The 18219-nt window shown below is 56.7% G+C and carries 23 protein-coding genes, 1 tRNA gene and 1 pseudogene; 19 read left to right on the top strand and 6 right to left on the bottom strand.

What is annotated here, in order from left to right; genetic code table 11:
- The first annotated feature begins 832 nt into the window (after nt 1–832).
- A complete protein-coding gene (locus PHF39_RS08980) occupies nt 833–1297 on the top strand; it encodes a hypothetical protein (protein WP_300223142.1) in 465 nt (154 codons plus the stop codon).
- Nucleotides 1298–1395: 98 nt separating this feature from the next.
- Nucleotides 1396–1468: transfer RNA gene (locus PHF39_RS08975), tRNA-Gln, on the top strand.
- Nucleotides 1469–1654: 186 nt separating this feature from the next.
- On the opposite strand, the gene PHF39_RS08970 is transcribed toward PHF39_RS08975, so the two are convergent.
- Entirely contained in the window at nt 1655–1954 is a 300-nt protein-coding gene (locus PHF39_RS08970; protein ID WP_300223140.1) for a hypothetical protein, read from the bottom strand.
- Nucleotides 1955–2176: 222 nt separating this feature from the next.
- Nucleotides 2177–2326, bottom strand: a complete 150-nt coding sequence (locus tag PHF39_RS08965; protein ID WP_300223138.1) for a hypothetical protein — start codon at nt 2324–2326, stop codon at nt 2177–2179.
- Between PHF39_RS08965 and PHF39_RS08960 the strand changes: the two genes are divergently transcribed.
- The 7 genes from PHF39_RS08960 to PHF39_RS08930 all read left to right on the top strand — a co-directional run bounded on the left by PHF39_RS08960 (nt 2285) and on the right by PHF39_RS08930 (nt 9576).
- Complete coding sequence (locus tag PHF39_RS08960; protein ID WP_366144221.1) at nt 2285–2746, top strand: flavodoxin family protein; 462 nt, start codon at nt 2285–2287, stop codon at nt 2744–2746. The two genes, PHF39_RS08965 and PHF39_RS08960, sit on opposite strands and share 42 nt — an antisense overlap.
- Before the next feature lie 381 nt (nt 2747–3127).
- Nucleotides 3128–3730, top strand: a complete 603-nt coding sequence (locus PHF39_RS08955) for a 4Fe-4S dicluster domain-containing protein (RefSeq protein ID WP_300223136.1) — start codon at nt 3128–3130, stop codon at nt 3728–3730.
- A gap of 24 nt (nt 3731–3754) precedes the next feature.
- The gene (cooS, locus tag PHF39_RS08950; RefSeq protein ID WP_300223134.1) at nt 3755–5644 is read left to right on the top strand and encodes an anaerobic carbon-monoxide dehydrogenase catalytic subunit; all 1890 of its coding nucleotides are present in this window, start codon (nt 3755–3757) and stop codon (nt 5642–5644) included.
- A 28-nt stretch (nt 5645–5672) separates the two neighbouring features.
- Nucleotides 5673–6170, top strand: coding sequence for an NAD(P)H-dependent oxidoreductase subunit E (locus PHF39_RS08945; protein ID WP_300223132.1), 498 nt, complete (start codon nt 5673–5675; stop codon nt 6168–6170).
- Nucleotides 6160–7854 (top strand): NADH-ubiquinone oxidoreductase-F iron-sulfur binding region domain-containing protein, encoded by a 1695-nt coding sequence (locus PHF39_RS08940; protein ID WP_300223130.1) that lies wholly within the window; start codon nt 6160–6162, stop codon nt 7852–7854. The genes PHF39_RS08945 and PHF39_RS08940 overlap by 11 nt, the downstream gene beginning before the upstream one ends.
- Entirely contained in the window at nt 7851–8693 is an 843-nt protein-coding gene (locus PHF39_RS08935; RefSeq protein WP_300223128.1) for a 2Fe-2S iron-sulfur cluster-binding protein, read from the top strand. Before PHF39_RS08940 ends, PHF39_RS08935 begins: the two co-directional genes overlap by 4 nt.
- Nucleotides 8659–9576, top strand: a complete 918-nt coding sequence (locus PHF39_RS08930; protein WP_300223126.1) for an AAA family ATPase — start codon at nt 8659–8661, stop codon at nt 9574–9576. The genes PHF39_RS08935 and PHF39_RS08930 overlap by 35 nt, the downstream gene beginning before the upstream one ends.
- A 34-nt stretch (nt 9577–9610) precedes the next feature.
- Here PHF39_RS08930 and PHF39_RS08925 read toward each other — a convergent pair whose 3' ends face one another.
- On the bottom strand, nt 9611–10462 hold the full coding sequence (locus PHF39_RS08925; RefSeq protein WP_300223124.1) for an MBL fold metallo-hydrolase: 852 nt from the start codon (nt 10460–10462) through the stop codon (nt 9611–9613).
- 92 nt (nt 10463–10554) lie between these two features.
- Between PHF39_RS08925 and PHF39_RS08920 the strand changes: the two genes are divergently transcribed.
- Entirely contained in the window at nt 10555–10881 is a 327-nt protein-coding gene (locus tag PHF39_RS08920) for a J domain-containing protein (RefSeq protein WP_300223122.1), read from the top strand.
- A gap of 92 nt (nt 10882–10973) precedes the next feature.
- Nucleotides 10974–11333, top strand: coding sequence for a NifB/NifX family molybdenum-iron cluster-binding protein (locus PHF39_RS08915; protein WP_300223120.1), 360 nt, complete (start codon nt 10974–10976; stop codon nt 11331–11333).
- Here the strand turns inward: PHF39_RS08915 and tsaA are convergent.
- Nucleotides 11308–11784: a tRNA (N6-threonylcarbamoyladenosine(37)-N6)-methyltransferase TrmO gene (tsaA, locus tag PHF39_RS08910; protein ID WP_300223118.1), complete on the bottom strand. Its 477-nt coding sequence runs from the start codon at nt 11782–11784 to the stop codon at nt 11308–11310. The genes PHF39_RS08915 and tsaA overlap by 26 nt on opposite strands.
- A 142-nt stretch (nt 11785–11926) precedes the next feature.
- On the opposite strand from tsaA, the gene PHF39_RS08905 reads away from it, so the two are divergent.
- Genes PHF39_RS08905 through PHF39_RS08885 form a run of 5 tightly spaced genes read left to right on the top strand, consistent with a single transcriptional unit; the run spans nt 11927 to nt 15472 of the window.
- Nucleotides 11927–12286, top strand: a complete 360-nt coding sequence (locus PHF39_RS08905; RefSeq protein ID WP_300223116.1) for a NifB/NifX family molybdenum-iron cluster-binding protein — start codon at nt 11927–11929, stop codon at nt 12284–12286.
- Nucleotides 12287–12346: 60 nt separating this feature from the next.
- Nucleotides 12347–13198: an ATP-binding protein gene (locus PHF39_RS08900; protein WP_300223114.1), complete on the top strand. Its 852-nt coding sequence runs from the start codon at nt 12347–12349 to the stop codon at nt 13196–13198.
- Nucleotides 13195–14076: an ATP-binding protein gene (locus tag PHF39_RS08895; protein WP_300223113.1), complete on the top strand. Its 882-nt coding sequence runs from the start codon at nt 13195–13197 to the stop codon at nt 14074–14076. Before PHF39_RS08900 ends, PHF39_RS08895 begins: the two co-directional genes overlap by 4 nt.
- Nucleotides 14060–14497: a DUF134 domain-containing protein gene (locus PHF39_RS08890; RefSeq protein WP_300223112.1), complete on the top strand. Its 438-nt coding sequence runs from the start codon at nt 14060–14062 to the stop codon at nt 14495–14497. The genes PHF39_RS08895 and PHF39_RS08890 overlap by 17 nt, the downstream gene beginning before the upstream one ends.
- A gap of 27 nt (nt 14498–14524) precedes the next feature.
- Nucleotides 14525–15472, top strand: a complete 948-nt coding sequence (locus PHF39_RS08885) for a radical SAM protein (protein WP_300223111.1) — start codon at nt 14525–14527, stop codon at nt 15470–15472.
- A gap of 10 nt (nt 15473–15482) precedes the next feature.
- On the opposite strand, the gene PHF39_RS08880 is transcribed toward PHF39_RS08885, so the two are convergent.
- Nucleotides 15483–15773: a DUF134 domain-containing protein gene (locus PHF39_RS08880; protein WP_300223109.1), complete on the bottom strand. Its 291-nt coding sequence runs from the start codon at nt 15771–15773 to the stop codon at nt 15483–15485.
- Nucleotides 15773–16042 (bottom strand): DUF5320 domain-containing protein, encoded by a 270-nt coding sequence (locus PHF39_RS08875; protein WP_300223107.1) that lies wholly within the window; start codon nt 16040–16042, stop codon nt 15773–15775. The genes PHF39_RS08880 and PHF39_RS08875 overlap by 1 nt, the downstream gene beginning before the upstream one ends.
- Nucleotides 16043–16211: 169 nt before the next feature.
- Between PHF39_RS08875 and PHF39_RS08870 the strand changes: the two genes are divergently transcribed.
- The 3 genes and pseudogenes from PHF39_RS08870 to PHF39_RS08860 all read left to right on the top strand — a co-directional run.
- Nucleotides 16212–16658, top strand: a complete 447-nt coding sequence (locus PHF39_RS08870; protein WP_300223105.1) for a CGGC domain-containing protein — start codon at nt 16212–16214, stop codon at nt 16656–16658.
- A gap of 347 nt (nt 16659–17005) precedes the next feature.
- Nucleotides 17006–17359 carry a NifB/NifX family molybdenum-iron cluster-binding protein gene (locus PHF39_RS08865; protein WP_300223103.1) on the top strand — a complete coding sequence of 118 codons (354 nt, stop codon included), beginning with the start codon at nt 17006–17008 and terminating at the stop codon, nt 17357–17359.
- A 138-nt stretch (nt 17360–17497) separates the two neighbouring features.
- A pseudogene (locus PHF39_RS08860) lies at nt 17498–18061 on the top strand (Mrp/NBP35 family ATP-binding protein); the annotation flags it as partial.
- Nucleotides 18062–18219 lie beyond the last annotated feature (158 nt).

Genomic DNA, 18219 nt, shown 5'->3' with positions numbered 1-18219 from the left:
TTGCCTGGCCACTGTGCAGCATACCAGCCCGGGTTATGGTGTCCCTGCCAACCTCTTTTTGGAAAAATTGGAGAAAATTACAGCAGCCCAAATCAAGTTTTTATGCTGTTCCTGATTTTGTCATCAGAGTAATTGTCGATTTTTTCAGATATCCAATTACAGTCGTGACAAGTTTGAATTTCCATTTTTTTTCCAATTATCTGTATTTTCGATGAAAATTTGAAATCAGAAATTAATTCGAATAATAATCTGTGTCTTTAAAAAATCGACTTTTTAAAATATTCCAATCCATTGGATAATTCATGGATCCTGCTTGTTGCGGCAGTACGTCCTCCTCATTCACCGCGCTGCATTTCGAAATGATTGTTGGCTAATCCTCTTCTTTCCCATCGAAAAATAGAAAACTATTCTTTTCCAATCATATAATTTCATCTCATAAAATGGAAATATTGGATATTTTTGGCGGTTTCACTAATCCATTAATGATATTCATGGTATCGAATCTGCAATCGAGGCGGATTTCTGAAATTTTCCAGATCTCTTTCCTTTCTGGATGAAACAGAAAATTTCTGAATAAATCGAATATTTCCATATTCTCTCATTATAACAATAAATTAGAAAAATCGGAAATTCAATTATCTTCGAAAAACTTTCCATTATTTCATCTTTTATGATTAGATATTGTATCAGAATTGTCTGAAAACACAATTTTCAGCCTTTGTTTTTTTATTCAACTCTAATTCTGGTATTTAATCTGTCAGGGTACTGAAATGAATTGGATTTCAACCACAATTCTTTTTTAGCATGCCTGACGACATACTACGAGAGTACCATGCCCCGTGTCCAGAAGCGAAAATACGAGAAGATCGATGATGCCGAGATCGATCTTGTCATCCAGTGCAGTGACAGCCACGAATTTTACGAGCGCTACCGTGAGGCCTTCCCCACCCGGAAGAAAGGCATTGACAGCATCAGCAAGATCTGGAAACGGCGCGGGGAGTTCATCAAGAAACAACAGGCTCTCAACCCGGAGCCGGTGACCGACAGCCCCTCAGGTCATGAGCTTGCCGCAGCACTCCAGGCACAGAACACCATTCTTGCCGAGCTCAGTTCCCTCATGAAAGAGCAGATCAAGGTGAGCAGGGAGATCCTGGCCCGGCTGCCTAAGCAGACCAAAGCCGAAGAACCCGCTCACTCCCCGCACAAGCCGGCCGAGGCAGCTCCTGCAGCAGAACACAAGGAGCCTGCAAAGAAGCCCCATGAAAAACCTCGTGCCGATATCATGATCGGGTCCTGACCGGCCCCTTCTTTTTCCGCATGCCGTGCTGACTTTAATATCTCCGGCGCCAACATCATTAGCACAAATTTTCCTGACGGGAAATTTGCCTGACACCCACCCCCGTAGTGTAGCGGTCAATCATGCAGGACTTTGGATCCGGCGACACCAGTTCGAATCTGGTCGGGGGTATGCCGAGCGTAAAACGGCCAAATTGTGCTATTTTCTCCAAAATAGCTCCAAATTAGTCGATTTTAGGATTTCTATTGACTTTTTCCAAAACAACTTTAGCCACCTGTTTTACTCCATATGGGCCCAGAAAAGGCAGCCTGAATGCGAATTTGAAGGTCGGTTTTTCCCAGGGCCCGGGCCGGATCATTATAAGTATTCCGAAGTATCCTGCTGAACCCGCCGCACGGCCGCGATCTCAGGAATGATCTCACACTCAATAGCTGCAACAATTGCCTGCACATACGGTTCCTGTCGTGTCATACTGGGCGAAGCACTTCTTTTCAGTCGCTCATCTTTCCGGCCCATCTGTGCTGAATCCGTTGCTATGAAATGGAGGAAATCTTCCTTGGGGAGCCCCCATCGTGCGTTGATCTTCAGATGAACGATATCAGGGTTTTTCGGGTTGGGGTAAAGCACGGCCCGTGTTCCAAGTAACGGGACTGCCATTCCCTGTCGGGATTCTGATAATGCCACGACTCGCGCCTACAGTGCATCACACGCGATCCCTGCTTTGTCACATTCCCGGCAGAACCGGTTCGTGGGGGGCATTGCATTTCCCGGTAATGTGCACAAAAATGTACGTCCATACCTATGATTATCCGAATACAAGACATTGAATTTATGGTAATAATCAAGAACAGGATCAATCCTGCCGCAGATTTAAAAAAATCACTTGTTTATCGTCACCTCAACCGGATCGATATTCGCATCGATCAGGCAGTCGAATGATACGACCGGAAGCCACCCGGCTTTCTCGAACAATGCAAAGGCGACGCGATCAAGACAGAGTTCATCTCGCTTGCAGGAAAGAAGATCCATCCCTGTCTCGGCTGTGAGAAATGTAAGGAGATGAAGTGGTGCGTAATCAAAAACGATGACTGGGAGAAGATCATCAATAAAGTGCTGGCCTGCGATGTGCTCGTCATCGGATCGCCGACCTACTATTACGATGTCTGCGGCCAGATCAAGAATTTCATTGACCGAACATACTCCCTCTACCATGACCGGAAACTGGCGGGGAGGCAGGGTGTTACAGTCGCTGTACAGGCACAGAAGGGTGCGACACGGACGATCCAGACGCTTGAAGGGATCCTGAGTACGCACGAATTTTCATCGCTAGGGTCCGTCAAGGGGAACGGGTATCATGCCGGGGATGTGCTTTCCGATAAGGAAGCGCTGGAGAAAGCAAAAAAGGTTGGGAACAAGATCGGCAGCCTGGTAAAATCGTGCAAGGTATGACAGAGCCTTCAGTTCGTTCATGGAATCGTACTCAGCGTCTATGTTGCCATTGAAGACCCTGATTTGTTTATCTCCCTTATCTTTCTAGGGACGGGCACTCTAATGTATCTTGCCGGAGGTTTGCGGGCAGTAATCTGTTCCAGCGGCCCGCTGAGAGCACGCGCTGGTTATCGATGGAGAAACCAATAGAACTATTCTCTCGGTATCTGGTTATCTTCAGTTGTTTTTTCGGGATGTCATCTTGCCCAGGTCCGGCCCTTTTTCGACCGGGAGCCCACATAATAAGACATATATATTCCCAGTCCGTAAATGGTCGTTTGATCACACTACGGGCAGGGGACCTGCCCCTTTTGTTACGAGCAATGACTGGAGGCATGGTGGATGAAAACGGTATTTGTGCGGCCTGAACTCTGCATAGGGTGCAGGCACTGTGAGGTTGCGTGTGCGGTCGAGCACGCGGAGAACAAGAACATCCTTGGCGCTGTCACCGAGAAGAAGAAGTCGCAGCCCCGCATCTTCGTTGAGACTGGGCCGGGCTATAAGACCTTCCCCAACCGGTGCCGGCACTGTGACCCGGCGCCCTGCATGCAGGTTTGCCCTACAGGAGCGCTGGTGCGGGACAACGCCTCGGGTTCAGTCGGGATGGCGTACGCACGGTGCATCGGGTGCGCCGTCTGCGCCATGGCATGCCCCTTCGGGATCATCCGCTTTGGTCCCGTGCGCCAGCTGGACACGGACCGCGAGGTGAACGCCAAGTGCGACAATTGCCTTGAGCGGCAGAAGGAGGGGCTGATTCCTGCCTGTGCCTGGGCCTGCAAGACCGGGGCGCTGGAGTTCGGGGATGCAAACGACCTCGTCCGCACGAGCCGGAAGGACTTCACGACCCGGCTCGTGCTTGCCGAGGGAAAAGGCGCCGAGGTCACCGCTCTGCCGCCGAATATCCGGGCGTTCCGGGCGATCATGGAAGAACTGGCAGGACTGTAAAACGAGGGAAAGGAGGGAAAAACCATGTACGATTCATCTGAAAGGAAAAAAATTGCAGCAGCACGAGCGCTCGACGCGACCGACCAGGAGATCATCGAAAAGGCAATTGACGACGGGCTCACCACCGCGTGGGACCGGCTCGCGGACCAGCAGCCGCAGTGCGGCTTTGGGGCGCTTGGGGTCTGTTGCAACCGTTGCGCCATGGGGCCGTGCCGGATCGAGCCGTTTGGCAAGAAACCGACACGGGGTGTCTGCGGGGCCGATGCCGACACCATCGTGGCGCGGAACCTGCTCGACGACCTTGCCACGGGCGCAGCGGCCCACTCGGACCATGGCCGCGAGGTCGTGGAGGTGATGCTCGAGACCGCGGAGGGACGGTCGCAGGGCTACCAGATCACTGACGAAGCCAAGCTTGCAGCCGTAGCTGCCGAGTATGGCATCAAGACCGGCAAGCGCAAGAAGGAGGAGATCGCAAAGGAGCTCGCCCACGCGTTCCTGGAGGAGTTCGGCACTGCAAAAGGAAAACTCCAGATGGCTGGAAGGGCCCCGGCAAAGACGCAGGAGGTCTGGAAGAAACTCGGCATCGTCCCGCGGGGCGTGGATCGCGAAATCGTGGAAGGCATGCACCGCGTCCACATGGGTGTGGACGCTGAGTACACCAACATCCTCCTGCATGCGATGCGGGTCTCGCTTGCCGACGGCTGGGGCGGCTCGATGATCGCGACCGAGTGCTCCGACATCCTCTTTGGCACCCCAAAGCCGATTAAGACCCGGGCCAACCTCGGCGTCCTGAGTAAAGACAAAGTCAACATCGCTATGCACGGGCATAACCCGATCCTCTCGGAGATGATCGTCAAGGCGGCCGCCGACCCTGCGCTCGTGAAGCGGGCAACAGAGAAAGGGGCAAAGGGCATCAACCTGGTCGGGATGTGCTGCACGGGCAACGAGCTGCTGATGCGCCGCGGGGTTCCGGTCGCCGGAACGTTCCTTGACCAGGAGCTCGCGATCGCAACGGGAGCCCTCGAAGCGATGGTGGTCGATTACCAGTGCATCTTCCCCTCGCTCCCGCAGACGGCCTCCTGTTACCACACGAAAGTCGTGACAACGAGCGTCAAGACTAAGATCCCCGGCGCGGTCTTCAAGGAGTTCCGGCCGGAGAATGCCTACGACACCGCAAAGGAGATCGTCACCCTCGCCATCGACAACTTCCCGAACCGGAACCCGGCCCGGGTCCGGATCCCGGCAAAACCCATCGACATGATGGCCGGTTTCTCCGAGGAGACTATCAGAAAAGCCCTCGGAGGCACGTACAAACCGCTCATCGACGCCATCGTTGCCGGTAAGATCAGGGGGGTTGTCGGCATCGTTGGCTGCAACAACCCGAAGATCAAGCAGGACTACGGGCACATCACGCTTGCCCGGGCCCTCATCAAACGCAATATCCTCGTGGTCGAGACCGGCTGCGCCGCCATCGCGAGCGGCAAGAACGGCCTCCTCGTGCCGGAGGCGGCGGACCTGGCCGGAGACGGGCTGAAGGCGGTCTGCAAGGCGCTCGGGATCCCGCCGGTCCTCCACATGGGATCCTGCGTGGACAACTCCCGCATTCTGGTCCTTGCCGCCCATGTGGCAAACGAGCTTGGCGTGGGCATCGGCGACCTGCCGGTCTGCGGGGCCGCTCCCGAATGGTACTCCCAGAAGGCCATCTCTATCGGCACGTACTTCGTCTCATCCGGAGTCTACGTGGTGCTCGGGATCCCGCCCAAGATCTTCGGCAGCGCGAACGTGACGACCCTGCTGGCCGCCCAGCTCCAGGGCATCACGAACGCCTGTTTCGCCGTGGAGCCGGACCCGCTGAAAGCCGCCGACCTGTTGGAAGCCGAGATCAACCGGAAGCGTGCGGCACTCAAGATCTAATCTCCCCATCTGTCATTTTTCGGAGGACATGATGGACTCACACGCATTAGACGCAATTATCGCACGCTACGATGTGCCGGATGGGAGACTACTGGGAATCCTCTCAGAGGTCCAGGAGCAGGAAGGGTACATCCCGCACGATGTCCTTGTGATGCTGTCAGAGAAGCTGGGCGTCCGGCTCTCGCGGCTCTACAGCCTCGTGACATTCTACTCGTTCTTCTCCCTCCAGCCGGTCGGAGAGCATATGATCACAGTCTGCATGGGTACGGCTTGTCACGTCAAAGGCGCAGAAATGGTGCTGTCGGCTCTCGGGAAACACCTGGGGATCGAAACGGGCATGGCGCAGGACGGGAAGTTTGCCGTCACCACGGAGGACAACAAATTCACGGTCACGATCGCCCGCTGCTTCGGCGCCTGTAGCATGGCACCAGTCCTCTCGGTGGACGGGAATCTCTACGGGTACGCAACTCCGGAGAATCTGCCGGCCATCCTTGCCGAATTCGGGTGGAGGGAGCATGAGAGTTGAGGCGGAGGCAGACCTGAAGGCGCTGCAGGCGACCGGCCTAAAGAAGCTGAAACCGGACAAGCCCCGGATCGCCGTGGGCCTTGCCACCTGCGGGGCGGCCGTTGGTGGCCGGAAAGTGTATGACCGCCTCAGGGAAGCCATTGCACGGGAGGGGGCGGAGATCGACCTCGTCCAGACCGGCTGCATCGGGTACTGCAGGGAGGAACCGCTCGTCAACATAACGCTGCCCGGTAAATCCTTGGTAATCCTTCGCAAGGTAACAGAAGCGGATGCGGACGCAATAGTCCGTGCAGTCCTGAACGGGAAGGTGCCTGAAGATAAGGCACTCTGCCGGGTCCCCGCATGGGACCATGTAACTGGCTTTGTCATGGAGTACGGGAAGGGATTCGATGCCATCCCGCTCTACCAGGACGTTCCCTTCTTTGCCCCCCAGCGGAAGGTGATCCTGCGCAACGCCGGCTTCATCGACCCGGAGGATATCGGCGAGTATTTCGCGGTCGGGGGATATGCCGCGGCGTGGAAGGCCCTCCACGGAATGGAACCGGAGGCAATCATTGCAGAAGTGGAGAAGTCCGGGCTCCGCGGAAGAGGCGGAGCGGGGTTCCCCACGGGGCTGAAGTGGCGGATAACGCGGGACGCACCCGGCGGGGCAGAGAAGTACCTGGTCTGCAATGCCGATGAGGGAGACCCCGGCGCGTACATGAACCGGAATGAGATGGAGAGCGACCCCCACATGCTCATTGAGGGCATGATCATCGGGGCGTTTGCCATGGGCTTACGACACGGTCTCATCTACATCCGGTCGGAGTACCCGCTCGCCATCGAACGGCTCGGCAGGGCCATCGGGCAGGCCCGGGAGTACGGGATTCTCGGAGAGAATATCATGGGAACCGGTCTCTCGTTCGACATACGGATCGCACGGGGAGCGGGAGCGTTTGTCTGCGGGGAATCGACGGCGCTCGTTGCTTCTATCGAGGGCAGAACCGGCCGGCCACACCCCCGGCCCCCGCGGCTGACCGACCCGGAAGGCGGGCTCTTCGGCAAGCCCACGGATCTCAATAATGTCGAGACCTGGTGCAATGTTCCGGCCATCGTAGCCAATGGCAGCGGCTGGTACGCCGGGATCGGCGCAAAGGGAAATACCGGCACCAAGGTCTTTTCGCTCGTGGGCAAGGTGGACCGGGTAGGACTCGTGGAAGTCTCGCTCGGCACGCCCATCAGGACGATTGTGTTCGATGCCGGCAATGGCGGGGCGAACGGAAAGAAGGTGAAGGCCGTACAGACCGGAGGGCCGTCGGGAGGCTGCATCCCGCTGCGGCTCTTTGACATGCCGGTGGACTACGAGTCCCTCAACAAGGCAGGGAGTATCATGGGCTCCGGTGGCATCGTGGTCATGGATGAAGACACGGACATGGTGGATATCGCCAGGTACTTCACCGGCTTTGCCACCGGGGAATCCTGCGGCAAGTGCGTGCCCTGCCGCGAGGGGCTCAAGCACACGCTCCTCCTCATCAACCGGATCCAGGCAGGAAAGGCGTCCAAAAAAGATCTCGCTACCCTCCAGGAAGTTTGCGAGACCATCGCGGCCACATCGCTCTGCGGCCTGGGGCAGACTGCCCCCAATCCCGTGCTGACAACGCTTGCGTACTTCAGGGAGGAGTATGAGGCAAAGGTGAGACCATGATATACGGGAGTGCCGGAAAAGATCACGTTCCGGGAAAACCGGTAAGGGTGACCATCAACGGCAGGCAGTACCGTGCGGAAGAGGGCGAGACCGTACTCTCCGTTGCAATTCGGGAAGGCATTCCCATTCCCCATCTCTGCCATGAGGAGTCGCTCGACCCGTACGGGGCGTGCCGGCTCTGCTTTGTTGAGGCGGGAAAGCACGGGAAGAGAGAGATGGTCACGGCCTGCACGCTGCGGGTGGCCGAAGGGCTCGAGGTCACAACGGACACGCCCACGGTCACAAAGCACCGTGCCATCCTTTTAGAGCTCTACCTTGCAGAAGCCCCGAAATCGGAGGTCATTAAAGAGATGGCAGCCCGGTACGGAGTAATGAAGACTCGTTTCCTCAAAAAGATGGAGACGGACGACCCGCTTGGCGGGAAATGCGTGCTCTGCGGCCTCTGCGTCCGGGCCTGCACGGAGATCATGGGCGCAGGTGCGATCGGGTTCATCAACCGCGGGCCCTACACGGAAGTCAACACGCCGTTCCTCGAACCCTCGGCCGACTGTTATGGTTGCGGCGCCTGCGTGAAGGTCTGCCCGACGCACGCCATCGTCATGGAGGACAGCGGCAGCGAACGTGTCATGAAGTCATGGAGCGGCACCCGCGTCCCGCTGGCGCAGTGTGACTGCTGCGGGAGGTATTATGCGCCGAAGGAACTGGCGGCCCGGACCCTTTCCGCCCTCGACCCGCAGCTGGAACGTGAACTGGCCGGCCTCTGCCCGTCATGCCGGGGAAAACAGATCGCAGAACGGGAGATCCTTGCACGACAGGGCGGTGCCGGCAACCATGCCTGATGCCGGCAGGCAGCGGGAGAAGGTCCTCGCCGCTGCGCATGCGCTCAACCGGAACGCCCGCCCGGGAAACGATCAGGGGTTCCGGGTCGTTGTCACGGGAAAAGGAGGGGTCGGGAAGACCACGGTTACCGCCCTCCTCACCCATCTCTTCGCACGGAGCGGGTACACTGCGCTTGCTGTCGACGAGGACCCGCAGATGAACCTCCCCTTTGCACTCGGCATGCCGCAGGATGGAGGCGGCGGGATCGTGCCGCTGACAAAAAACCTCGACTACATCGAGGAGAAGACCGGCGCCCGCCCTGGGGCCGGCTGGGGGCTCATGCTGACGCTGAACCCGGATGTCTCGGACGTGGTGGACCGCTTCGGGGTGACCGGACCGGGCGGCGTGAAGATCCTCGTCATGGGGACGGTGGTGCAGGCCGCCACCGGCTGCCTCTGCCCGGAGAACACCCTGCTCGAAGCGGTCATACGGTACATCAACCTCCGGAAGGGCGAGGTCATCCTCATGGACACCCAGGCCGGCGTAGAGCACTTCGGCCGCTCCCTGGCAAAGGGGTTCGGCCAGGCCCTGCTCGTGACGGACCCGAGTTTCAACGCGGTGACCGTTGTGAAACACGCGGCCGTGCTCGCCCGGGAACTGGGGATCCCCCACCTCCACCTGGTTGTCAACCGGGTGCGGTCCGGCAGGGACAGGGAGAAGGTGCTGAAAATCCTGTGCGATGATATCGGCCTCTTCTCAGAACAGTTCTGGCTGCCCTACGAAGAGGGCATGAATGAATGCGATCCCGGCGTCCTGCCGCTCCTCTCCTGCACCCCGCCCCCGCCGATTCTTGAGGAACTCGCCCGTATCCGTGATACTCTGGAGAAGTACGGGACACGGTGATTTGTCAAGAGCGGGGGTCCCGGGGGATTTCCCCTCACCACTCCAGCCGCGTCCCCACGCCGGCTTCCTGCACCGTGCAGTATTTTACAAGGGCGATCTTTGCGGCAAGTGATGTGCAGTGGCAGGCATACAGGGTGTCCGGCTGGATCTTGCGGAGATACTCCCCGGTCATCTTCAATCGCTGCGGCCGTGGGTTGAGGAGATGCAGCCCCCCGATAATGGCTGCAACCCGGTTGTCACCGCAGACTTCCCGGGCCTGCTCCGTGATGTTGCAGATCCCGGCATGCGAACAGCCCGTGATGATGACGAGTCCTTTGGCTGAACGGAATGCAAAGGCCGTGTCGTCAGGAAGGGTATCCGGCACGATCGTTTTGTCCGGACAGTGGACCATACGTGCTTCTGCCTCGCCTTGTTCAAATGCAAGGTTCCGGGGAATCTCTCCGAGGAATACCAGATCTTCCGTTAGCCACACCGGCACATCGGAGAGATGGAGCGGGAAATTCAGCCGGGCCTCCTCCTCGCTCACCACGGAACCGTTGCTCTTCTGGTTTTTCTCCTTTGGCCAGAAGCAGTGGGGATGGGCAACAAGTTCCGGCACCCGGGGCTGCCTCCCGTCTATTGTTGCATCATCAAGGTGACGGATCAGCGGAGCGAGACCCCCGGTGTGATCGATATGGCCATGCGACAAGACAAGGAAATCCAGATCCTCGAGACAGATGCCCATCTTTGTGGTGTTTGCAAGGAAGAGATCGGAGAGGCCGGTATCGAACAGGATCCTTTTTCTGGCAGTCTCGATGAAGAACGAGAGCCCGGGCTCTCCTGCGAAATCGCGATCTGTGAGGGTGGTATTATCGACAAGGATTGTGAGGGCGAGCCGGGATGTCATGCAGAACGATCGGGTTGTCCGGGGAATAGTTCTTTCGCCCTAGCCCATGACACCGTGAGGTATTAGTTCAGGTTTCTGCCAACGGTCTCCTCATGGCACACCGGCAGACCCTGACCGTTCCGGAAACTGCAAAGGTCCTTGGAATCCCTGGCAAAGCGAGCCTGAACGGGATCCATGCCCGGTTCCGGGAACTGGCAAAAGAGTGGCACCCGGATGTAGCTGATCACGATCCGGAAATCGCTCATGAAACCTTCATCCGCATCAGGCAAGCGTATGAAATTCTCATGGATTATTGCATGAATTATGAAATCTCCTTTGGGCCAGGGGAGATCCGGACCGGCACTTCGTATGATTCCCGGGAATTCTGGATGAGCCGGTTCGGGGACGACCCCATCTGGGGCTGCAACAAGCCCGGCTAATGACGGGCAGACATCGTGTTTTGTCGTACCCCCATGCCCGTATACCAAGATTTAAGGTATTTCGCGCATATGAGTAATAATACGAGAGGCAGATGATGAAAATCTGTATCACGGCACGGGGCAAGATGCTGGAGAGTGCGTTCGAACGCCACTTTGCACGGGCACCGTATTTTCTATTCTATAATTCCCTGACCGGTAAGTCGGAGGCGATCCGGAACGGGTTTGTCATCAGCGACACACGGATCGGCCAGAACGCGGTCCGGCTCCTGAAGAACAACGGGCTGGATGCGGTCATCACTGGTGAGATCGGAGAAAATGCCCGTGCCCTCCTGAGCGGTTCGGACATCTCACTGTATCTTTACAACGGACCGGGAACGGTCCGGCAGGCTATCGACGAGTATCTCGGGAGTCAGGAAGAAAAAGGAGCTAGCGGAACCGCCCGTCCGACCTGATTGTAGTCGCGTTATGGGAGACCGTATCGAACCAGCCGGCCTTTGCTTCGCAGTACGAGTCGAACGCGGGTACGTAGGGCTTGATGTCCAAGAGCGGCGTCCCGTCAAGGATGTCCACATCCTCAATCTCAAGCCGGTTTCCCTGAATACCGGCGAGCCGGACTACTGATAGGCCGATGGCATTCGGCCGCCGGGGTGCCCTTGTTGCAAATATCCCGTGGGGTTCCGGGTCCAGGAAGGGTTTTACCTCCAGGGAATACCCGGTGCACCGGTGGAGTGCATAGATAAGAATAACGTGGGTGAATTCTTCCAGGTCCCTCAGGCCTGCAACGAACTCCTGTCGGATTTCAATGCTCCCTTGTATGCCGCGTGCCCCGTTGGGCTGGATCGGCATACCAGCGATATCGGAAAACGGGGAATGAACGGTTCCAATCGGGACAAAGGTGAACAATTCTGGGGTTGCTGCGGAATCTGGTATAGCGGGTATTCACTCCAATGCATTTTTTATTCAAACCAGTGGGGATAGGAAAATGTGACCTGCGCGGTTTGAGAATTCTGTGTAGGATGTGATAGTTTAAATCATTTATGCGCATATGAGTAAAAATAAGGGAACAACCATGAAGATCTGTTTTACTGCAAAAGGAACCACCCTGGACGCCCAGACAGAAGAGCGTTTCGGGCGCGCACCGTATTTTATCCTTGTCGAGAGTGAGACCGGCTCCTTTGAAGCAATCCAGAACCCGTTCGCGGATGGCGGGGGCGGTGTTGGCCCGAAGGCCGCCCAGGTTCTCATCGCGAACCATGTCAGAGCACTGGTCAGCGGGCAGGTTGGCGGGAATGCACGGGAAGTGCTTGCAGCCGCGGGGATCGTAATGTACACTTATCGGGATGGTGGAACGGTCAGGGATGCATTCGATCAGTTTTCGAAAAAGACCCTTGAACAATCTGCATAAAGCGAGGACCGGCACGGGAACCGTTCACGGAATTATCCGGGATGCTCCCTTGAGGAAAACATGAAACTTGCAATAGCGAGCGGGAAAGGCGGGACCGGCAAGAGCATGGTGGCGGCAAACCTTGCCTATACGCTTGCGTGGACCGGGCAGGTCACTCTTGTTGACTGCGATGTTGAGGAGCCCAACCTCCACCTCTTCTTTCCGGCACCCGCCTCAGCGCGGGAAATCACCATGCCGGTGCCGGTTATCGACGAAATTGTGTGCCAGCACTGCGGGAAGTGCGGGGAGTTCTGCCAGTATGGTGCCCTGACTGTCCTGCCAGACCGTATCCTCTTCTTTTCCGAGCTCTGCCATTCCTGCGGAGGATGCATGCTGGTCTGCCCGAACGATGCTATCCATGAAGAGCCGAAGCGGATCGGCATGCTTTCCGTATCGAACCCGCAGCCCGGCCTGAAACTGATATCAGGAACGCTGGACACGGGCAGTCCCCATGCGGTCCCGGTTATCCGGGAGGCTAAGAAACAGGCTGAAAAGGATCCTCTCGTTATCATCGATACAGCGCCGGGCACATCATGCCCGGTTGTCGAGGCACTGGACGGATGTGATGCCTGTGTCCTTGTCACGGAGTCCACCCCGTTCGGGCTGCATGATCTGCAGCTTGCCGTGGATGTTGCCGCCCGGCTGGGTGTCCCTGCGGGCGTGGTCATTAACCGGAGTGATGGGAAGGACGATGAGACCCTCCGGTTCTGTACTGATAATGACCTCGACATCCTGATAACCATCCCCTTCAGCCGCGATATCGCAGCAATCCAGAACCGGGGCGATCTTCTCTGCCGCGTGCGGCCCGAGTGGCAGAAGGATTTCTACTCGCTCTTCTTAAAATGCAGGGCGCTTGCCGGGGTGGAGCGATGATCCGTATCGCAGTCATCAGCGGCAAGGGGGGCACGGGAAAGACGATGATCACCGCAGCACTTGCCCACCTGCTCAAAGAAAACCGTGTGCTTGCGGACTGCGATGTGGACGCCGCGAACCTTGAGCTTCTCCTGAACCAAAAACTCCTTCGGACAGAACCATTCATGGGGATGAAAACTGCAGTCATTGATACCGCACTCTGTACTCAATGTGATAAATGCGTGGAACACTGCCGGTTTGGTGCGATTGAGCGCAACGGGGATACCTACCGGGTCATTCCGCTCCGCTGCGAGGGGTGTGCCGTGTGCGTCCATGTCTGTCCCGTTGCCATCACGATGCAGCCGAGACAGACCGGGGAGATCTTCTATTCGGAGACCGAGCGGGGGCATCTCGTGCATGCCCGGCTCGTGCCGGGCGCAGGGAATTCCGGGCTGCTTGTCCATGCTGTAAAGAAAATGGCCATGGAACAGGACAGGGACTGCGATCTCTTCCTCATCGACGGCCCGCCCGGGACCGGCTGCCCGCTCATCTCAACCATCAGCGGCGTGGATGCCGTGCTGGTGGTCAGCGAACCGAGCATTTCGGGACTTCATGATCTGAAACGGGTGGTTGCGGTCTGCCGGCAGTTCCGGCCCCGGATCCTTGTTGCCATCAATCGGTTTGATCTGGAGCAGGTCCTTACTGAAACGATACGGACCTGGTGCCGTGAAGAAAATATTCCCGTCATCGGCCTGATCCCCTTTGATCCGGCCGTGATTGAGGCAGTCAGGAATGGCAGGGCAGTTACCCTTACCGGTACATCCCCGGCAGCGCAAGCCATTCAAACACTGGCATCAAATCTTGAACAGGAGTTGACGGACCTTGGAACCCAGTGGTGAGAACAAAGAATGCTGTCGGCGGAGGGGCCGGCCCCGGATGCACCGGTCGCTCGAAGGTGGCTCATCCGGACGATGTTATGCACCGCAATGCGACTCGAATGAAAAGAACGAGGTCGTCCGGCTCCTGCCGGAAGAGATCGCTGCACTGGACCTGATCGATTTTCAGGATCTGGAACAGGAAGAAGCCGCTCACGTTCTCGGCGTTTCCCGGAAGACCATCTGGCGGGATATCCATGGGGCACGACATAAGATTGCAGATGCCATCATCAATGGAAAAGCAATCCAGATGGAAGCTTGTACTCGGAGGCTCAACGGACATTGCCCGAAACGGGACGAGACCCACGACTGCCCGAAACGCGGGGGCGGCCGCTGTCCTCAGACGACAGAAATGGAAGAAGGGGATCCTGCCGGACAGGCATAATGTTGCAGCACAACTTCGAGGATTGCCATGACACCAAAGCACATCTTCGGGCCGGTCCTCTCGCGCAGGCTCGGGCTCTCGCTTGGTATCGACCTTGTCCCGTTCAAGACCTGCTCGTATGACTGTGCATATTGCGAGTGCGGTCATACTACCTCAAAGACCGTTACCCGGCAGGACTTTTTTCCCGCAGAAGATGTTATGGCAGAACTCCGTACGGCGCTCGCCACTCGCCCTCATCTTGATTCGATCACGCTTGCCGGATCCGGTGAACCGACGCTCGCCCGGTCCCTTGGACCGGTTATTGCCATTGTAAAACGCGAGTTCCCGGAATATCCGCTGAGTGTTCTCACCAACGGCAGCCTCTTGACAGACCCCGGTGTCCGGAATGAACTTCTTCCTGCCGATCGCGTCATCCCGACGCTGACCACGACCTGCCAGAAAACGTTCGAACGGATCCACAACCCCCACCCGTCCCTGACGATCGATACGATCATCAGGGGTATGGAAGAATTCCGTTCCCGGTACCGCGGTGCCCTCTGGCTCGAAGTGTTTGTTGTTCCCGGGCTGAACACAACAGACGAGGAACTGGCCGGGCTGAGATCCGCAATCGGGAGAATTGACCCGGACCTCGTCCAGCTCAACACGCTTGACCGTCCACCTGCGGAGGGTTGGGTGGAGGCAGCATCCGAAGCAGAACTGGAGCAGATCCGCAGGTCACTCGGAAGGCCGGGCATTGAGATTGCTGGCCAGCGGCTTACGGTAAACCCTGCACTCCAGGCAAAAACCCGATCAGCAGACCTGGTCCGAGCAACACTCCATCGGCGGCCCTCTATCGTGGAAGACCTTGTCCGCACCACCGGTATGAGCGGCGCCGAGGTTGCGAAGATTCTCGGGGCGCTCGAACGTGCCGGTGAGATCACCTCGCGGCGGATGGAGCGGGGCGTTTTTTATTCCATAAATCAGGGAGACCTGTGAAAAGGCCGGTTCAGAGCCGGTAATGCCCGCCTTCGATCTTGATCGTCCTGCCATGTGTCAGCGCACCGGCAACCTTCCTCCGGGCAGAGATCACGAGACGGTGAAATGTCGGCTGCGAAATTTCCATCATCGCAGCGCATTCGTTCTGCCCGAGCCCTTCAAGATCCTTGAGCCGGAGTGCTTCAAACTCATCGACCGTGAGAATTGTCTCTTCAGGCTCAGAACTTCCTGCTGTCGCAGGCCCGAATGATGTGAAGGAAGGCTGGCAGCCAACCCTCCTGCAGCGGTGTCTTCCCGGCATTACTCAAGAGAAGTAAGCCGTTTTTCGATTTCAGTCTTTTCTGCTTCGATGCGTTTGAGTTCGGCTTCGAGAAGCTGCTTCTGTGCATCTTTGCTCAATGGTTCCGGTTCCGGGAAAAATGACCGGCAGAATCCCCGGCCCCGGCCAAAGCGCCTGCCGGCGCCCTGCCCGTATCCTCTCCCGAAGGCCATACCTCTTCCACAGGGGCCCATGCCCCTCCCCGTGCCGGCACCAACGCCGGCCGGGCCTGTTTGATCTAATCCTGGCATATTTCGTGCCTCGTCAAATGAATATATATTCACATCTTTTTATGTGCATTGGATCGGGCAGACCAGAGTTGGTGTCGAACCCGCCGTCAAAGATTTCCTGTGCAGATCAAAATGTATTTTCTGTGTTATAGGCATACGCTAATCCGGTCATATCTGAGGAATATCTGCTATGAGTGACGCGATAAAAATCGGAATCATCATCTGCGACCGGTACCGGACCTGCGCCGGGGGCAAGTGCCTGCGGGCACTGCGTAACCGCGAGGGAGCCTTTGAACGGTACAAAGGCAAAGATGTGGAACTTGTCGGGTTTGCCACATGCAACGGTTGCCCCGGCGGGAATGTCGAGTACGTGCCGCAGGAGATGAAGAACAACGGCGCGGAAATTATTCATCTCGCCACCGGCCTCGTGGTTGGGTATCCCCCCTGCCCCCGGATACCGTACTTCTCCCGGTTCATCAGGGAGAAGTACGGTATGGAGGTCGTTGTCGGCACCCATCCCATCCCCCAGAAATATTCCACGACCCATACGAAACTGGGCTCGTGGGAAGGGGCTGCATGGAAAGAACTCATTGCCCCCACGCTCACCGATGAGAAGACCCGGCTTGCCTATGATTAATCAGGGTACGACATTTGTTTCAACAGGGTTTGCCATGAAACTCTCGTAGAGTACTGCGCGAACAATCAGATCTCCTTCAGGCTTGAAGTACCCGGTCGGGTTCCGGCAACGGTTCCCGCAGATTCAGAATAAATCATTTCGGCAATGATTCCCTCCGGTGATAGAAAATCCGGGCGCTGCAGGATAATATTCCGACAGGACTCTATCTGCTCACGCTACCAGCAATCATTTTTCATCATCATCTTTTTCGTTTTGCAGTGAATGGGTAACATCAAAAGGTTTTAACTATTTATGCGCATATGAGTAAATAATAGTCCGGCAGGATTCCGGATCTTTGGAGAACTATCATGAAAGTCGCTATTGCAAAAGAAGGGAATAATGTGTCTGAACATTTCGGGCACTGTACCGAATATGCGGTCTATACGATTGAGAACGGGAAGATTGCCGGCAACGCAATTCTGCCCAGCCCGGGGCATGAACCGGGAAGACTGCCGGTCTTTCTTAAAGAGCATAAGGTATCCCATGTGCTCGCGGGCGGTATGGGACCTCATGCCGTGGAACTGTTCTGTGCGAACAATATCGAGGTATTCCTGGGTATTTCCGGACCGATTGATCAGGTGATCCGGGATTTTCTTGCAGGGAAGATCACCTCCGGGCAGAGCAGCTGCACGCATGGACCTGATCATGTCTGTTTGCATTAACCTCCCAAAGATATCCGGTAGATCCTCCTGAAGAATCGATCCATCATTCCCGCGGCAGGAGAAAGCGTCGCAGGTTGTGCAGGTATAATCAAAAATGGAGTGAAGATCATGAAAGCGAAAGGAAAAGAAAAACCTGAAATGAAAGGGACAAGTCCTGCTCCTAAGGGATTGCCCCCGAAAGTAACGATGAACGTCAGGCATGTCATCCTTGTCCTGAGTGGCAAGGGAGGTGTGGGCAAATCAACGGTGTCCACAAACCTTGCCTCGGCCCTCGCGGCCCATGGGAGGAATGTTGGGCTGCTCGATCTCGACATCCACGGCCCCAACATCCCCAAGATGCTGGGCATCGAGGACCAGCGTCCTGCGGTTCTCGAAAAATCTATGGAGCCGGTCCGCGTAACCGGAAACCTCGCGGTCATGTCGATGGCGTTCCTGCTCCCGGATACCAGTTCGCCGGTCATCTGGCGGGGGCCGATGAAGATGGCGGTGATCCGGCAGTTCCTGGAGGAAGTGAACTGGGGTTCGCTTGATTACCTGATCGTCGATCTCCCGCCCGGCACCGGTGACGAAGCGCTCACGATTGCCCAGCTCGCCCCGAACGTACAGGGCGCCGTCATCGTCACCACGCCGCAGGATGTGGCAGTGCTCGATGCAGTCAAGGCAGTGAAGTTCATTGAGAAACTGGAACTGCCGGTCATCGGGACAAACCTGTTCCGGTTAATGCGCGAATCTGTTTTTTCGTAGTGCGGCAGGGTCCCTGGGGTCCAAAGATCCAAGTGGTAAAAATCCGCGCTACATGCCCGGAACGCAAAGAGATTCAAACCTTTTGTCAGGAATCTGGTCGGGGGTACTCTTTTCAT

The organism is Methanoregula sp., from assembly GCF_028712425.1.
GTDB lineage: Archaea > Halobacteriota > Methanomicrobia > Methanomicrobiales > Methanospirillaceae > Methanoregula.
The sequence above is the reverse complement of the archived record's forward strand: the minus strand, read 5'-3'. Positions and strand labels throughout refer to the sequence as shown.

Coding starts and splice junctions, on each gene's coding strand:
- PHF39_RS08965 (WP_300223138.1), bottom strand. CDS start 2,326: ATGGATCTTCTTTCCTGCAAGCGAGATGAACTCTGTCTTGATCGCGTC.
- PHF39_RS08970 (WP_300223140.1), bottom strand. CDS start 1,954: ATGGCAGTCCCGTTACTTGGAACACGGGCCGTGCTTTACCCCAACCCG.
- PHF39_RS08900 (WP_300223114.1), top strand. CDS start 12,347: ATGAAACTTGCAATAGCGAGCGGGAAAGGCGGGACCGGCAAGAGCATG.
- PHF39_RS08865 (WP_300223103.1), top strand. CDS start 17,006: ATGAAAGTCGCTATTGCAAAAGAAGGGAATAATGTGTCTGAACATTTC.
- PHF39_RS08925 (WP_300223124.1), bottom strand. CDS start 10,462: ATGACATCCCGGCTCGCCCTCACAATCCTTGTCGATAATACCACCCTC.
- PHF39_RS08880 (WP_300223109.1), bottom strand. CDS start 15,773: ATGCCGGGAAGACACCGCTGCAGGAGGGTTGGCTGCCAGCCTTCCTTC.
- PHF39_RS08940 (WP_300223130.1), top strand. CDS start 6,160: ATGAGAGTTGAGGCGGAGGCAGACCTGAAGGCGCTGCAGGCGACCGGC.
- PHF39_RS08885 (WP_300223111.1), top strand. CDS start 14,525: ATGACACCAAAGCACATCTTCGGGCCGGTCCTCTCGCGCAGGCTCGGG.
- PHF39_RS08905 (WP_300223116.1), top strand. CDS start 11,927: ATGAGTAAAAATAAGGGAACAACCATGAAGATCTGTTTTACTGCAAAA.
- PHF39_RS08955 (WP_300223136.1), top strand. CDS start 3,128: ATGAAAACGGTATTTGTGCGGCCTGAACTCTGCATAGGGTGCAGGCAC.
- PHF39_RS08870 (WP_300223105.1), top strand. CDS start 16,212: ATGAGTGACGCGATAAAAATCGGAATCATCATCTGCGACCGGTACCGG.
- PHF39_RS08875 (WP_300223107.1), bottom strand. CDS start 16,042: ATGCCAGGATTAGATCAAACAGGCCCGGCCGGCGTTGGTGCCGGCACG.
- PHF39_RS08980 (WP_300223142.1), top strand. CDS start 833: ATGCCCCGTGTCCAGAAGCGAAAATACGAGAAGATCGATGATGCCGAG.
- PHF39_RS08945 (WP_300223132.1), top strand. CDS start 5,673: ATGATGGACTCACACGCATTAGACGCAATTATCGCACGCTACGATGTG.
- PHF39_RS08895 (WP_300223113.1), top strand. CDS start 13,195: ATGATCCGTATCGCAGTCATCAGCGGCAAGGGGGGCACGGGAAAGACG.
- cooS (WP_300223134.1), top strand. CDS start 3,755: ATGTACGATTCATCTGAAAGGAAAAAAATTGCAGCAGCACGAGCGCTC.
- PHF39_RS08935 (WP_300223128.1), top strand. CDS start 7,851: ATGATATACGGGAGTGCCGGAAAAGATCACGTTCCGGGAAAACCGGTA.
- PHF39_RS08915 (WP_300223120.1), top strand. CDS start 10,974: ATGATGAAAATCTGTATCACGGCACGGGGCAAGATGCTGGAGAGTGCG.
- PHF39_RS08920 (WP_300223122.1), top strand. CDS start 10,555: ATGGCACACCGGCAGACCCTGACCGTTCCGGAAACTGCAAAGGTCCTT.